Source organism: Acanthopleuribacter pedis (assembly GCF_017377855.1).
Taxonomy (GTDB): Bacteria; Acidobacteriota; Holophagae; order Acanthopleuribacterales; family Acanthopleuribacteraceae; genus Acanthopleuribacter; species Acanthopleuribacter pedis.
In genome coordinates, this window is sequence record NZ_JAFREP010000007.1 from 151,719 (window position 1) to 167,633 (window position 15,915).

At 57.7% G+C, this 15,915-nt stretch carries 10 protein-coding genes; 4 read left to right on the forward strand and 6 right to left on the reverse strand.

Annotated elements, in window-relative coordinates; all coding sequences use genetic code 11:
• A complete protein-coding gene (locus J3U88_RS09885; protein WP_207858468.1) occupies positions 1–2,028 on the forward strand; it encodes a TonB-dependent receptor plug domain-containing protein in 2,028 nt (675 codons plus the stop codon).
• Here J3U88_RS09885 and J3U88_RS09890 read toward each other — a convergent pair.
• Genes J3U88_RS09890 through J3U88_RS09910 form a run of 5 tightly spaced genes read right to left on the reverse strand, consistent with a single transcriptional unit; the run spans position 1,986 to position 7,939 of the window.
• The gene (locus J3U88_RS09890) at positions 1,986–3,131 is read right to left on the reverse strand and encodes a hypothetical protein (RefSeq protein ID WP_207858469.1); all 1,146 of its coding nucleotides are present in this window, start codon (positions 3,129–3,131) and stop codon (positions 1,986–1,988) included. The two genes, J3U88_RS09885 and J3U88_RS09890, sit on opposite strands and share 43 nt — an antisense overlap.
• 38 nt (positions 3,132–3,169) lie before the next feature.
• Positions 3,170–5,032 carry a nitric oxide reductase activation protein NorD gene (locus J3U88_RS09895; protein WP_207858471.1) on the reverse strand — a complete coding sequence of 621 codons (1,863 nt, stop codon included), beginning with the start codon at positions 5,030–5,032 and terminating at the stop codon, positions 3,170–3,172.
• Positions 5,033–5,052: 20 nt separating this feature from the next.
• Positions 5,053–5,853, reverse strand: a complete 801-nt coding sequence (locus tag J3U88_RS09900) for a CbbQ/NirQ/NorQ/GpvN family protein (protein ID WP_207858473.1) — start codon at positions 5,851–5,853, stop codon at positions 5,053–5,055.
• Entirely contained in the window at positions 5,850–7,223 is a 1,374-nt protein-coding gene (locus tag J3U88_RS09905) for a cbb3-type cytochrome c oxidase subunit I (RefSeq protein WP_207858475.1), read from the reverse strand. The genes J3U88_RS09900 and J3U88_RS09905 overlap by 4 nt, the downstream gene beginning before the upstream one ends.
• On the reverse strand, positions 7,220–7,939 hold the full coding sequence (locus tag J3U88_RS09910) for a c-type cytochrome (RefSeq protein ID WP_207858476.1): 720 nt from the start codon (positions 7,937–7,939) through the stop codon (positions 7,220–7,222). The genes J3U88_RS09905 and J3U88_RS09910 overlap by 4 nt, the downstream gene beginning before the upstream one ends.
• 197 nt (positions 7,940–8,136) lie before the next feature.
• Here J3U88_RS09910 and J3U88_RS09915 point away from each other — a divergent pair, with 197 nt between their 5' ends.
• The 3 genes from J3U88_RS09915 (at position 8,137) to J3U88_RS09925 (ending at position 14,827) form a co-directional block, all read left to right on the forward strand.
• Positions 8,137–8,883: a cyclic nucleotide-binding domain-containing protein gene (locus J3U88_RS09915; RefSeq protein WP_207858478.1), complete on the forward strand. Its 747-nt coding sequence runs from the start codon at positions 8,137–8,139 to the stop codon at positions 8,881–8,883.
• 220 nt (positions 8,884–9,103) lie between these two features.
• Positions 9,104–11,173 (forward strand): cytochrome D1 domain-containing protein, encoded by a 2,070-nt coding sequence (locus J3U88_RS09920; RefSeq protein WP_207858481.1) that lies wholly within the window; start codon positions 9,104–9,106, stop codon positions 11,171–11,173.
• A gap of 792 nt (positions 11,174–11,965) precedes the next feature.
• Positions 11,966–14,827: a serine/threonine-protein kinase gene (locus tag J3U88_RS09925; RefSeq protein WP_207858491.1), complete on the forward strand. Its 2,862-nt coding sequence runs from the start codon at positions 11,966–11,968 to the stop codon at positions 14,825–14,827.
• Here the strand turns inward: J3U88_RS09925 and J3U88_RS09930 are convergent.
• Entirely contained in the window at positions 14,824–15,492 is a 669-nt protein-coding gene (locus tag J3U88_RS09930) for an acyloxyacyl hydrolase (RefSeq protein ID WP_207858493.1), read from the reverse strand. The two genes, J3U88_RS09925 and J3U88_RS09930, sit on opposite strands and share 4 nt — an antisense overlap.
• Positions 15,493–15,915: the final 423 nt, after the last annotated feature.

The following is a 15,915-nucleotide window of genomic DNA, read 5'->3' on the forward strand; positions in this document are numbered from 1 at the left end:
ATGATTGATGTCTGGCTGGGGTTGATGTTTCTGGTTTTTGCCGATTCGGATGCGGTGGTGAAACCGCCGCCGGGGGAGCATGTCGCACAAAAAGCGGAGGCAGACCCTTCTATACGTGAGCACCTGGTAGTCACAGCACAATTCCGACCTGAGAGCGCAAAGGAAACCATCATCCCGGTCGAGGTCATTAAGGCGCCGGCGATGAATGGCGACCGTGATTTACGGGAACTTTTGTCCGCCGAGTTGCTTCTCGATGTGACGCAAAACACCGTTTTTGGGAGCGGCCTCTCGATTGGCGGTGTTTCCGGAGAAAATGTCCAAATTCTACGCAATGGCATGCCGGTCGTCGGTCGTCTGGATGGAATCATTGACTTGGAACAACTTGGGTTAAGTGCTTATGACCGGGTTGAGATCATTAAGGGACCTACATCCGTTTATTACGGCAGCGACGCCATGGGTGGGGTGGTAAACCTTATCCCAAAGCGGCCGGCGAAGACCCCTGAATGGGAACTGACCGGTGGGTACCGTGATCAAGGTGATGAGGAACAGACACTAAAGGCGGGGTTCGCATTGGGTGAGTCGGGTGTGTTGGTCACCTTGCGTCGCCGTCATTTCGACGGGCATGACGAAAACCCCCAAACCCGCAACCGGGACTGGGCCGAACGCCGTCAACAGGACGGCAGTTTTCACTGGCGCCGCGATTTTAAGAAGGTTTCGGTTTCCTGGTTATCCTCGGTTACAGATGAGAAACTGACCGATCTGGGAGAATTCACGGATGACGTGGCCTGGGATCAGGCGTATCATACCCGCCGTACCAGCCACCAACTGGTCTTTGATCACCACGGGGACCGCATGGCGGTTGATTTTTTCGCAGGGTACTCTGACTATACGCGCGATCGTACTTCCCACCAAGTAAACGCTTTGTCTGCAGCATCCGGCGCCTCGGTGGTGGACCCCGCCTTTGATAACGCCTTTGACATGTGGATCGTCAAAGGCATGGTTAGTTTTAAGGATTTGCCTGCCGGTCTCGAGGGTCAGTTGGGGTTTGACTGGAGTCGGGAAACAGGATCCGGGGGACGCATTTTGGAAGGGTCCCAAACCATGGATAACGGTGCCTTGTTTGGTGGTGTGCGTCGGCAGGTTTCTGGGTTAGTGGTTCAGGCAATGGTCCGCGTGATGGAGAACTCGGTCTACCAAGTACCGTTCACGCCAAGCCTTCATTTTCGATACGATGATGTGGGTGGTCGGGTATGGCGGCTTGCTTACAGTCGCGGATTCCGCGGACCTTCCGTCAAACAGCTTTATCTGGACTTTTCATTTACCGCCGGACCCTTTCAATACCAGATTTACGGCAACGAGGAATTGGACGCGGAACGGGGCGACCACTATAACGCGTCCTTAAATTGGTCCCTTTGGGAACGAGGCACCCACACCCTCGAACTGGAGAGCCGGCTCTTTTTCAATGCTATTCAGGACCTAATCGCCCTGTCGGCCACGGTCGCTGACGGCAACGTGGTTCGCAGAAGTTATGTCAACGTGGATGAACATCGCGCGCGCGGCGGCGATCTCTCCCTGTCGTGGAAACAGGGCACGACCGCGGTGATGTTGGGTGTAGCGCGGACGGAAACGGCCAATGCACTCGCCGACGGCGGTAGCCTTCCTTCTTACAATGGGCGGTGGGATGGGCGCTTGCAGGTGCGGCAATCCTTTGGCCTCAACCACCTCTCTTTGACGGCCAAGCACGTCGGTGATCAACCGGGTTTCTTAGAGGTTTCGCAGGGCCGAAACAAACCGTCGGTCATAGAGGAAATTCAAGTCCCTTCTTACAACTTGGTGGACCTGTACTGGCGTCGTGTGCGGACCGGAGCCGGTCCCATTTTGGGGGCCGGGATTAAAAATGTGACCGACGTTCGAAACCGCGAGAGCATTGCGGTGGCAAGTGGGACGGCGCACGCGGACCATCAGATTGATCGGGGCCGGGTGTTTCAATTAGAAATGGGCTGGCGCTGGCGGGGCCGAAGCAGGTAAAAGGCCGCAACAAGCGGGAGGAAGCTGGAAAGGGGGGGTCCATAAAGGACCGCCCAACCGCCCGCGTTGAGAAGGGGGCTGAGCAACAAAAGGGCGGCCATGTTGCCAATGGCGGCCAGATGCCAGAATACAAGCCCGTCTCGCCGCACATAACCTTGGGTGTAACCATGGGCGAGCAAACATCCGCTGACACCGCCTAACATCAGGAGATGCAGGTAAAAGCGTTTGTAAGCAAGCACCTCGGTCAGGTGGGTTTTTCCCGTCAAACAAACGAGCAGGAGCAGGATGGCTTTTAAGGCGAGGCAAAGCAGTGGCGGCATCCAGACCAGGGAACGAAAACGGCGTGACCGTAAGGCGGGCAGGATCAACGTCAGAAGGCCCAGGCCGGAGAGGACACCCCCCAAGCAACCCAACCAGGCCCATTCCGGCAGGTTGATCAAAAAACAGAGCGGCGTTCCCAGGGCCATGGATGCGAGGGCGAGCCGGGCCCCCTTCCCCCGGGTGGAAGGGCCCAGTTCGTGCAACAGAAAACCCGCCACGGCAAACAGGCAGAATCCTTCCTTGAAAATGAATAGAAACCAGGTAGAGAGAAGTTTCGGTGAAAGGTGCCAGGTGGGAAAGCGATGGATCAGGGTGATCCCCCATGCGCCGAGACAAGCCAGAAAGAGAAAAACGAGGGCTAAATCGAAACAGCGGATGGGCAAGGTGCGTTGTTGCGATCGGGTCACCCATACATAGGCGGCACCGAAACCGTACCATGCCGCCATGTTCAGGGTGGAAACGATGACGGCAGGCGGCATGGGCAGACCCAAACCCTTGCCGTAGCCCCAACGCCAAAAAAGAGGGAAGCTGAGGGCGCCTAAAGCGACGGAAAGCTTGGCCCATCCCAGCAGGGGTTTTCCGTTTATTTGAGGAAGGATGAGAAGCCAAACGGCGGGGATCACCCAGCCAAAAGACATGAGGTGGGAATGGGCGTGGCGGACGTGGCCGAGATGAAGGGAAAACCCGGTGAGCAGGCTCATGCGGAACAAAAAGCCCGCGCCGACGGCCACGGCGAGACAAAGGATGACGCCACGCCAGGTGGCCGGGGATAGGGGGGTCACAGGAAGGCGCCTCCGCGAATTTGGTTTTTCATCCTAGCTTATGTTCGATGGAAACGGCCATAAGCGGTGACGACCGCATCGGTTAGATCACCCGGTCTGCGCAGGACTTGCCATCCGGCTGTGCCGAACATGGTCGGTAAGGTGCGGCGCGCCTTGGGATCGAGTGCCAAGGCGTGGGTGTGGATACCAGCGTCACGCGCTTCTCGGACCGCCATACGAATATCGTCGCGTCCGTGGTTGCCCTCGTACCGATCATAATCGGTGGGTTTCCCGTCGGTAATCAATAACAGACCTTGTCGATGGGCGTCGATGCGTTTAAATCCGGCGGCCGCGTGGCGCAACGCCGGTCCGATGCGCGTGTAGCCGCGGGGTTCCACGGCGGTAATCCGGCCCAGGCATTGCCGCCAGGGCTCACGCCAATCTTTGATCTCATAAACACGACAATGATTGCGGGTGTTGCTTGCAAAGGCCAAGATGCGCAGGGTATCCCCGAGATTGTCCGCGACTTGGCCGAGAACGAGGACGGTTTCACGGGTGACATCCAACACGCGTCGGCCGTCAATCCACGAACCGCTGGAGAGGCTGATATCGAAGAGCAGGGTAACCGCGGTGTCACGCAGCAACTTGCGCCGCGAGATGTACAGTTTTTCGCCGGGGTCTCGGCCCGCCGCGCGGTCGGCGCGGGCATTGACCACCGCGTCCAGATCCAGTTCGTCCCCATGGGATTGGCGTCGGCAGAAAGCATGTTTGGTACGATGGGCTAGGAGTTGGTCGCTAAGATGTCGGATTCGGCCGCGGTTGTGGTTGAGAAGGGCGTGGGCCTCCCGGTTTCGTGTGGCGCGGACTTGGGTGGGATATACGGTCACCCAATCGTGACGGTAGCGACGGGATTTGGCGAACCATTCCGGATAGGTAATGCCTTGTTCGCCCGGGTGGACATGGTGAACGTCGGGAATGGTTCCTTCTATATCGATCTCGACCTTGTAGAAGCCTCGCGTTTCTCGGCCGCCGCGGATGACCTGCCTCAAATCCAATTCCTGAAGCGCTTCTTCGTGTTCGTTCAGCTCGTCGGCCCCGTCCACGGGGCGCGCACCCCCGCTATAGTCGTCGAGGGTTTCGGTTTTCTCAAAGGTGTGAATCGGCAAAGGCGGGGTTTCTTCAGTTTTTTCAAGAGTTGTCAGGGTGATGTGGTCGCGTGGCGGTGCTTTAATTTCGGTGCCGTCGCCGGCGGCGGTCATCGTTTCCTGTTCCCGGACCTGATCGGCTAATTTGAGGTCGGAGGCGGTCAGTGACTCGCCCCATAAAAAGAAGCCGGCAGGAAGGTCGACCGGTTCTTCCCATGCTTTGAAACGGGCCGTTTCAACCGCTTCATCCAGCGTCTCGCCGGCGGCAAAACGAAGTCGCAGCTTTTCCAGTGCGGCTGAGCCTGTGGACAGCTCGGATGGGTCTGGACGCCCGGCCAATTCCCAACCAAGCGCCCGGGTATGAAGCGCTTGATAGCGGTCAAACAGATTGAACAGGTCGTGATTCGCGCGCTGCACGGCAAATAGGTAGTGGACCCGCCCCGGCATGCCGGGGATGGGGCGGTCTGGGATGAGGTTGCGTCGAATCATGGCGCCCGCGAGGACGGACCGCAAGAGGTACAGGGTGCGGTTGTCCGTTGGTGTCGGTGCCGCGTCCACCACCGCGGGTAACAGCAGGACCGGGCCGCGGATGCCGCCTGCTTTTTCGGCGGTGCGCAAGTGCAGAGGCCGTCCCGCCACCAGTTGGGCCAAGGTCAGACAACGGTCCCCCATTTGATCCAAGGTCACGGCGCCGGGTGGGACGGGTTGGCTTTGATAACGTTTCCAAAGACCGTGGATGCCGCGAAATATACTTTCTTCCCAATCGAAACTTATCATGGATGTTTCCCCTAGGTTGATTAGAAGCAAAGTGCGGCGAGATCACACATGGCGGTGACGGTCGGAGGGTCGTCGGTGAGCGGTTCGATCACGGCGGTGCGACAGGCGTCGCGGGGTGGGAACCCTGCATGGATCAGCCGCGCGGCATCTACGAGCAAGCGGGTCGAAGGGATTTCCGCCAGACCAAGTAGCTCCGCATTCCGTAGTTTGCCGGCGAGAGCGGTTAATTTGCGGGCCACCGCACGCTCGCAGTCCGTTTCACCCATCAGGATTTCTACTTCTTCCGCGGCGGTGGGATAGTTAAATGAAAGCGACACAAATCGCTGACGTGTGCTGGGTTTAAGTTCTTTGAGTCCTTGCTGGTAAAAGGGGTTGAAGCTGGCGACCAGCATGAAATCGGCGGTGGCGGTGACGACCTCGTCGCATCGGTCTAAGTACAGTTCCCTCCGGTGATCGGTGAGCGGGTGGACGGCGACAACCACATCGGGACGGGCCTCCGCGATTTCATCGAGATACAGGACCGCCCCGCGTCGCACCGCCCGGGTCACCGGCCCGTCGCACCAGACGGTGTCGCCGTCGCGAATAAGGAACCGGCCCAGTAAATCGGTTGCGGTGGTGTCGTCGTGACAGGCGACCGTGATGAGTTCCCGACCGAGCCGCGCGGCCATATATTCGACGAAACGGGACTTGCCACAGCCGGTAGGGCCTTTGAGGAGCAGGGGCAGTTGTTGTTCGGCGCAGGCCTCAAACAGCGCGACCTCTTGCGCCACGGGCCGATACCAAGGTAGCTGGATTTCGGTCATAGTCCGGTTCGCGTTCATGTGACCGCCTCCTTAAGGGGCTGTCTCTCTGTTTGGTCGGGTTCGTCTTTCAGGTCGTCCGCGGGAAGGCCGAAGCTGATGAAGTTCCAGACGAACAGCGCGATGCCCAGCGCGAAAAGAGCCGCCGCCAATACCAAACCCAAAAAATGAACCTGAACCGCGTCTTGTACATCCAGGAAATCCATCCCTACCTTGCGTTCCAGATAGACTTGGGTGATGCCCGCCACCGCGAAGGCGCCGGTCATGGCCAACATGCCGATGTTGGAGGTAAGAAAGGCCCACTCGGGAATCCAGCCCGTGTAGCAATTGCGCCCGGTCATCTCCGGCATGGTATACATGATCATGGCAAACACGATCATTGCGTAAGCGCCCCAAAAAGCAAGGTGTCCGTGCATGGCGGTGACCAAGGTCCCATGCGTCCAAAGGTTGACTTGGGGTAAGGTATGGGCCATCCCCAGGAAACCGGCGCCCACGAAAGACAGGACGGCACAGCCGATGGTCCAATGCAGCGCGCAGCGATTCGGGTGGCGGCGACCGCCTTTGCGCATCATTGCCATGGCAAAAATGGCCATGCCTAGGAAGGCGAGGGGTTCCAGGGCTGAAAAAATGCCGCCAATCATAAGCCAGTATTCCGGGGCCCCGATGTAGTAATAGTGGTGCCCCGTTCCCAAGATACCGCTCAAAAAAGTGATCCCAACGATGACGTACAGCCACTTTTCGATGATTTCGCGGTCCACGCCCGTTAGCTTGATCAACAAATAAGAAAGCAGTGCGCCCATGATGAGTTCCCAGACGCCTTCAACCCACAGGTGAACGACCCACCAGCGGAAATAGGAATCGTGGACCTGGTTGTCAAAGTGGTACATCCCCGGTAAGTACAGCAATGCGGCGGAGACCAGACCCAGTAACAGGGTAATACCGGTTGTTGTGAAGCGGCGCCCTTGCCAAGCGGTGGCCCCGACAAGGCCGATAAAAAGCAGCACGTTGACGACAACCAGATAATCCAGTGGTCTTGGGATTTCTAAAAACTTGCGGCCTTCCCACCAATTGAAGTGGAAACCGATGACGGCGACGACCCCAACCAGTACGAACGAAGCCCACTGAACAAGGGCCAACTTGGGGCTGACCAATTCGCGGCCGGCTTCCTCGGGGATGACCCAATAGGCCGACCCCATGAAGCCGCTCAAGAGCCAAACCACCAGGAGGTTGGTATGAACGGCCCGCGCGGTGTTAAACGGAATCCATTCGTGAAAGACGTCGTAACCCATGTGGGCGAACCCCATGATGAAGCCATAAAGAACCTGCAGCACGAGGAGGACCAGACTGGTCGCAAAGAAAAGCCAGGCGATTTTTTGGGAACGGTACTTCATTCGTTGCCTCCTTGGTATGAAAGCAGGAAGTCCACCAACTCCCGACGGACCGTATCGTCCATGGGGAGTTTGGGCATCGAGGTACCCGGCTTGACTTCTTGCGGGTTTTTAAGCCAAAGGTCCAATTGCGCCCGGCTGTATTTGGCGGCAACGGTGTCCAAGGCGGGGCCCACGACACCGCCTTTCCCGCCCAAGGCGTGGCAGCTCATGCAAATGGTTCGAAACATTTCCGGTTGTGGTAACGCCTTATGGTCCGAGGTTGTTTGGCGAGTGACCACCTGGGTGGCCTGGATCTTTTCTGCCAGATCCGGCTCGGGTGGAAAGCCATTGGTATCGATCCGGCCAACCCATTCAAAAAAAGCGAGAAGGTCCTCAATCTCGCCGTCGTTAAAGCCATAATTGATCATCTTGCGACGACCTGGGAACATGGCTTCCGGGTCTTTAAGAAAAATGCGAATCCAGGGTTTGCCGCGGCGTTCGACGACCTTGGTGAGTTCGGGCGCGTAGTAAGCGCCCTCGCCGAGGAGCGTGTGACAGCCCATGCAGTTGTTAAACGTCCACAAATCGTGGCCGCGTTTGACGGCATCGGTCATGTCCTCCGCGTTGGAACGTTTGGGAATCTGACGGAGGGTGTCGATGGTGAGCGCCAGGAAGACCAGAGAAAAGACGGCGGTGCCGCCGAGGAAGAACAGCCGAGCGGCAGATTTCGATAACATGCGTGCTCCTTATGAAGGTCTGGTAGGTGGGGGGTCGCTAAGCGTGTAAAAGTTCGCTGTGAGGCGGGATTTCACGCATGCCGAACCAGCCCTTCTGTGTGTTTCTTTGCGGTAAGTTGTTTTAAAGAAAAGGTCTGGGGGTGTGCGGGTTTTGGCATTCGAATTGCTGTGAATCCCGTGTAAAGTGAGGTGGCGCCGTGACCCAAACCATCAAACCTAGCGACGTGTTTCTTGACGGTCTGGATGATTTGCCGCTTTTTCATTGCTTGCCGGCCAAGCAGCGGCGGGCCTTGGCTGAATGCGCGTCGGTGGTGTCTTATGAGCCGGGTGAATTCCTGTTCCGTGAAGGCGAACCGGCCGAGCGTTTTTTTATCCTCAAGCGTGGTCGGGTCAAGATGCGGCGCCTGTGTCGTTCGGGCAAGGAGGCGGTGCTTCATCTTTCCGCGCCGCCCCATATGATTGGTTGCAAGGGTTTGACCATTCCCGGTAGTCGTTTTCCCGCCGACGCGGTCGCCGTGGACCCCGTGATTGCACTTGGCTTTCGCCGCGAGGTCTTCCTCAAGCAGGTTGCCCATATTCCCGAGGTCTTTTTCAGTTTGTTGGTGGAATTGAACCGTCGTCTTTCCGAGATTTACACCCTGCAGGCGACCCTGTTGGAACCTACCGAAAAACGCATCGCCATTCTTCTTTTGAACCAGGCAGGTGTGGATCCTGCCCTGCCGGACGGGCGAGCGCCGAAGCCGATTCACATGACCAAAAGTCTGATTGCCGCGATTGTAGGAACCACGACCGAAACGGCGATCCGCGTACTTAGTCGCTGGAAAAAAACGGGATTGATCTGTTCCGAACGGGGCAAAATTACCATTCGGGATTTGGCCGGTATTTATGCGATCGCCGAAATTGAGGCGTCGCCGCCCGGTCCCGTTTTGGGTTTCCAAGTGTGACAACACGGGATCCTCCCTCAATTGCCACAGGATAGTCGCCGCTTCGGGTGGCGCTGTATGATCGAGATCATACGGGAATTCAGTTGGGATAGGCGACAGGGACCGTGGTGATCCCACGACGATACGGATGGTGTTCCTCTATGACTCGGGTCATAGTCGGTCGTGGCAAGATCCTGGAAAAATAGGCACCAAACCCAATGCCTACTAAGGGGGTCTTATTATGAAGATGAAACCCTGTTTTCTGTTTCTTTTTGGTTGTCTATCGCTGATGGCACAAGATGTTCACAAGGCCGAAACGGCTTCCGCCGCGGGGGAGAAGGCTTACCTCGCCAATTGCGGCGCTTGTCACCAAGCCAATGGTCGGGGTTTGCCGGGCGCGTTCCCACCTCTGGCTCAGTCCGATTACCTTCTTTCCGATAAACAGCGGGCCATCGACGTCGTTCTTAAAGGGTTGAGCGGCGAAGTGGTTGTCAACGGCCAAACCTACAATACCGTGATGCCCGGCCAGCATCATCTTGACGACGAAACCATCGCCCTCATCCTTAATTACGTCTATTCAGCCTGGGGCAACGCGGGTCCCACCGTCACGGTCGAGGACGTGCAGGGTGCTCGTTCCGGCAAGGATGTGCCCAAGGATCTCGCGACCGTGGAGCGTCATCCCGGCGCCACCGAATCCGAGTTGGCCTACGAAGGCGGACCTTCCCAGGTCACGTCAACCGAGATGGTTATTTCACCTGAAGCGCCTACCATGACCCGTTCCCAATATGAACATTCTCGTCAACTCTACTTCCAGCGTTGTGCCGGGTGCCACGGTGTGTTGCGGAAAGGGGCGACCGGCAAGCCCTTAACCCCCGAAATCACTCGTGCGAAAGGGACCGATTACCTCAAGGCGTTGATTCGGTACGGCTCTCCCGGCGGCATGCCTAACTGGGGAAGTTCCGGTGAGTTGGGGGAAGATGAAATTACGGCGATGGCCAAGTTCCTACAACACGAGCCCCCTTCGCCGCCGGAATTCGGCATGGCGGAGATCCGAGAAAATTGGCGGGTTTTGGTTCCCGTGGATCAACGGCCGACCCGAAAAGAAAACGATGTCGACATCGCCAATATCTTTTCCGTTACCCTGCGCGATAGCGGTGAAGTGGCCTTGATTGACGGCAATACTAAAGAAATTGTCACCATCATCAAAACGGGATATGCGGTACATATCTCGCGAACGTCCCACTCCGGCAGGTATATTTACACGATCGGGCGCGATGCCAAAATCGACTTGATCGATTTGTGGATGGACCCACCACAAAAAGTTGCTGAGTCAAAAATCGGGTTAGAGGCCCGTTCCGTCGAAACCTCCAAATACAAAGGTTACGAAGATCGTTATGCCGTGGCCGGGGCTTATTGGCCGCCCCAGTTTGTCCTGATGGACGGTGCCACCCTCGAGCCACTAAAAATCGTTTCGACCCGAGGCATGACGGTGGATACCCAAGAGTATCATCCTGAACCCAGGGTGGCCGCCATTGTGGCTTCCCACCAACATCCCGAGTTTATTGTGAATGTCAAAGAAACCGGAAAAATTCTCCTGGTGAACTACCGCGATATGGAAAACCTTAAAGTCATTACCATCGACGCCGCGCGCTACCTCCATGACGGGGGTTGGGACTCCAGCAAACGGTACTTCCTAACAGCGGCCAATAAATCGGATCGCATCGCCGTGGTTGATTCAAGGGAACAACGTCTGGAGGCCCTGATTCCAGTGGATAAAATCCCTCACCCCGGGCGGGGTGCCAACCTGATCGATCCCGAATTCGGACCCGTGTGGGTTACGAGTGCGTTGGGTAACGACAAAGTAACCTTCATTGGCACCGACCCTGTGAAGCGGCCCGATCTGGCCTGGAAGGTGGTTCGTGTGCTGCATGGCCAGGGTGGCGGTTCCTTATTTGTCAAATCTCACCCTAAATCTAAAAACCTGTGGGTTGATACCCCGCTTAACCCAGATCCGTCCGTTAGCCAATCGGTTGCCGTCTATGATATCGGCCGACCTGAGAAAGGGTTTGAGGTTCTGCCGATTGCCGCCTGGGCGGATCTAGGTGAAGGTCCCAAACGGGTGGTGCAACCTGAGTACAACAAGCAGGGGACCGAAGTTTGGTTTTCAGTTTGGAACGGAAAGGATCAACAGTCCGCGATTGTCGTCGTGGATGATAAAACCCGAGAACTTGTCAAGGTCATCAAAAATCCAAGATTGGTGACCCCAACCGGTAAATTCAATGTCTTTAACACGGTGAATGACGTCTACTAAATCAGTGAAGACCCGCCTGATCGCTGCTCCGATTTCCGTGTGATCGAACGAATTGCGTTCCCAATGGCGAATCGACCGAGCCGGCGGCGCTGGGATGAAAAAGCAAACGAAGAAACGGGGTCGTGCCGATGGGGTGCGGCCCTCTTTTGCTTGGCATGCGCTTGAGGACAGCCGGCCCAAAGTCGGGACCGTGCCCATCCCCCCGAATGTCCTTGGCGAAAAATCGTCACCAGCTGCCTACGCCGGTCCCTCTAGGACCGGGTTGGTGGAAAACGAGGTGATCAAGGATGAGGCACCGCTCCCTAACCCCGGGCTGTCATCGTTTGCTGTTCACGACAGCCGGTTGTGGCTCGGCTTCACCGCACGGTTAAAAGGGTGAAGGGTCCCCATCGCCTGAAGGGTGTGATGTGGGCTTATAAAATCGTGTAGAATTGGGCACACCCTGCGTCAAGGTTCACGGCGAATCGTGGCGGGGCCATGCGGGTGCGGATTTGAAAGGTGTGGTGAGCATTCCCGCGGCCCATTGTTGCCCAACAGATGAGGGGTTTCTCCGCCAAGATTCGTTTCCTTCGCTTTGGGCACGGCTCTTATGACGAAATTGTGTGGTTTTTGTCACATTTATTGTTTCTTTGTGCGTCTTGTGAGAGAAAATCATCGTGCTAGTTGGTGGCCGACCCAGTTCAGGCTTTTACTTTGATGCCGTCCTGTTGCCCTCCCGCGCCTTGAAACGGTCGTGAATTACTATCATTTATTCCCCCTTACGGTCCCTGATTTTTGCTCAAGGAGAGCTAGATGCCCACTAGCGACCCGTCCCGCGTCTTTGATACCACCTGCCTGCCCGCCGATGATGAACTCGCCCGTGAACGATGGCTTCACCAAGTTTTAATGGAAGCGATGGAGCAGCAAAGCGATCAACGAAGGTCCTACATTGAAGCGGCCTGCGAGGGTTGCGACGAATTCCTCACCACCCTTATCAGCCGTTTGCTCGATGCCGAATCCTTCGAAGAGGAGAGCAGCACGCCTTCTCATCGAGAGGTGCGCACCCATATCGGCGGTTACCGCGTGGAGCGCGAGTTGGGACGCGGTGGCATGGGCGTCGTTTACCTCGCCACCCGCGAGGACGACTTCACCATGCAGGTCGCGATTAAGCTGGTGCGTGCCGACCAAGACGCCGAACGTCTGGTCCAGGCCTTCCACCGCGAGCGACAAATTTTGGCCTCGCTGCAGCACCCCTACATTACTCAAATTTACGACGGGGGTACCACGGAGGACGGTTGTCCCTACCTGGTGATGGAGTATGTCGCCGGCTTGCCGTTGACCCAATACATCGAAACCTATTCGCCCAGCCTCAGTGAATGCATCGAACTGTTTATCAAAATCTGCGACGCCGTTGGTTTTGCGCACCAGAACATGGTCATCCACCGCGACCTCAAACCGCAAAACATCCTCATTACCCGCGACGGCCAACCCAAACTGCTGGACTTTGGGATTGCCTCGGTGCTGGAACAAGAGGCGACCTTGCCCCCGGTTTCCATCCAAACCGAGGTTGGTCGCCTGACCCCTGAATACGCCGGCCCCGAGCAAATTCGGGGGGAGCGGCTCACCGCGGCCGCTGATGTCTATGCGCTGGGCGTCATTCTTTACGAATTACTCACCGGTAAACTACCCCATCGCTTCAAAACCCATAACCCGATGGAGTGGCGTGACGTTATTTGTAACCAGGTTCCGGTTCGTGCCGGTGTCGCCATTCGCCACCGCCACCGTCGCAAGGGAGAACAACACCATGATGGGCGTCTGCCTTCGTGGCGGCGACTTCCCGGCGATTTGTGTGCCATCGCCTGTAAGGCGCTGGCCAAAGACCCGCGCCAACGTTACGGGTCGGCCGCGGCGCTGTCCAGCGATCTGCGTCGCTATGTGTCGCGGCGTCCGGTCGAAGCCTGTCGCGCCGGTTTCGGTTACCGCCTCAGCCGCTGGTTCAGTCGCAATCGGGTGCCGGCCGCCGCGTTTCTCGTTGTTGCCGGCGTGGCGCTTACCGCCTGGGTTCAGCGGGAATCCGCCATTCGGGAGCGAGACGAGGCCTTGCGGGCCCAGCGTGGTGCTGTTGCCGAGAGCGCGTTTCTGCGTGACATGTTGCAGGCAGCCGATCCTCGCTTGAATCCCGATCAACCGCTAAGCGTACTCGCGATGCTTGAACGCGCCACCGCCGAAATCGATCAGGGAGAGGACAAGCCGCCTTTGCATCGGGCCCGTTTGTATTTGGGGCTAGGCGAGGTTTACCAAAAGTATGGTGACGCGGCCCGCGCGGAAACCCTGTTGCGGCGTGGTCTTTCTCTGCGTTCCGATTTGGGCCCGCCCGCCGACGAACTTCAGGTGCAACTCCAAAAGCAGTTGGGTGTTGCGCTGGGTGCCGGCGGCCGGCTGGATGAAGGTTTGGCGCTGTTACACCAAGCGGGCGAAGATCTGGAGGCGCTGTCGGGTAATCGGATGATGCTTCGCGCCGACATCGAACGTTGGCGAAGCGAATTTTATTTTGCGAAAGGTTGGACCGCGCGGGCAGAAAGCTCGGCCCAACGGGTCGTTCGGTTGCTTGTTGGGGAGCCCGGTGCGGCACTGATGCGTGGGGCGGCCTATCGAATTTTGGCCGATGTCGCGGGTGACGCGGGTGATGTCCTCGGGCGCGAGGCCAATTTGCGCCACGCCTTGGATCAGTACTGCGTTGTTGCCGAACAAGAACCGGTTGCCTACCACACCTTGTCGGCGAAATTTGCGCAACTGGCCGCCCACAAAGGGCAATTTCAGGGGGCGGAAGCGCGTTTTCAAGAGGCGCTTTCTGTTTTGTCAAACCGCCCCGGGCAAGCGGATCTCATCGCGCGTCTCATCGTGATGGATGGTTTGATCGGGGTTTTGCTGGATCAAGAACAGGTTGGTGCGGCCGAGGATTGGCTCGCCCATGGGGAACACCTGATTGTCGCCCGTTGGGGGGCGGATTCGGTGGCTTTGTCTCGATACGCCTACGTGCGTCGCGCCCAGGTGGCTTTGTTGGACGGTCGCTACCAAGAGGCTTTGCAATGGTTTGAGCGGGTGCTTGAGGTTGAAGAGGTATTTTTTGCGCATCCCGCCTTGGTTGAAACCCACCTTTCCTTGGGTCGTCTCGAGGAGGCGCAGTGTATGGCGGTGGCGGCGTTGGACCGGCTCAACGGTTTGTCCGTACCCGACCCCGGCCGACGGGTTGCCTACTACCGTCTCCTGGCCCGTATCGCCAGTGAGGCCGGCACCTATGAACAAGCCTTGGCTTATCAGCAGGAGGCCAGGAGGATTTTGCGCGCTTTCGGCATGTGGGATTTGGCATGGGGGGGCTACCTTCGCGTGGAAATGGCGGGTACCGAGCTGGCGCTGAACCACGACGGCATGGCCGCGAACCTTTTAAACGAGGCCGAGCCGCTGATTCGCGCTCATTTTCAACCGGACCATTCCGTTCACGATCTCTACCGGCACTATTGGGCCGCTCAGCTCTCGCGTCGGGGGATGATGCGCCGGACCGAATCGCCGGTTGAGCGCAACGTGCGCGGGCTGTCCCGCAAGATGTTGCGCACGGGTGAGGCCGAGGCGACGGCCGCGGACGAAAAGACCGCGACCGTTGTCGACCCGCGCTAGCGACGACCCATGCGGAAGCCGAAGGTAACCAAGTGGAAATTGATGCCGGGGTTGGGTGCTTCAATGCCCGCGTTGGAGAGGTGTTGGAAAACATAAGCCAGTTTGTAGGCTTGGTGTTTGCCGAAATAGGCGCCGACGCCGATATGGTCGCCGAATTGGAAGTTGGTGGAGAAGGACTTGTAACCCACATTTTTTTCCGTCAGGTAGTGCAAACCAATGCCCATTTCCACGAAGGGCGAGAGGTGGCGGTTGCCGACCCGTTCGGGAATAAAGGTGAATATCGGGGTCAGGCCGATGTCACGCAAGCGGGCGTGGGTGCCGTTTTCGCGTTCGGCACCGTTAAAAACCGAGTAGTTGGGCGAAAGCGAAGCGTCGATGGTCCAACCACCCTTGGGCGTGGTGTAGGTGAACCAATCCCATTGCAGGGCGAGGCGGTAGTTGTCCGAACCTTCGCCATTGCCGAGGATGAAATCAACGCGGTCAAGGCCGATGGGGCCCTGTTCTTCACTGATCAAAGGCGCGTTGGGATCGAAACGATCAAGGCCGAAGGTTGGGTCCGCGGCCACAAGGAGAGGGGACAGCAAGAGGAGCAGGAACGTCAATGCAAGCGTGGGTTTTCGCATCAGGCGGGAAAGCGGCGACGCGAACAAAGTCCGAGTTGTCATAGATATCCTCCGCGGCGCGCACCCACATGGGTCCCAAAGGCTTCCGTTAGGTAGCAGAAACCTGGTGGGCAACGTGGGTTGTGCGCCGAACAAGCCGTTCCCGTCGGTGGGCCCGCACCGCACGCCCGTTGGGTGAAAAGTGCTCGCGTGTGGAGCCGTGTGGTGGGCGTGGTGGGCGCGGAGCCGGCCAGAGGGGATGTGGGGCAAGTTGGTCAAATGCAGCTCGGCGCGGCGCGTAAGGATGGGGACGCGCCGCACCGAAGCAATCGCGGGCAAGGGAAGTGCCCGGCATGGAGGGTAAATTTAGAGTAGACCGGTCGGTCTGTCAACTGTTGGTGTGCATTTTCTTGTGGCTCTTGCAGGAGTGTTGCTCTGCCATCTTTCTTTAAGTGGTTCGTTCCTTGTGTGTTTGTGGTTCTTTGG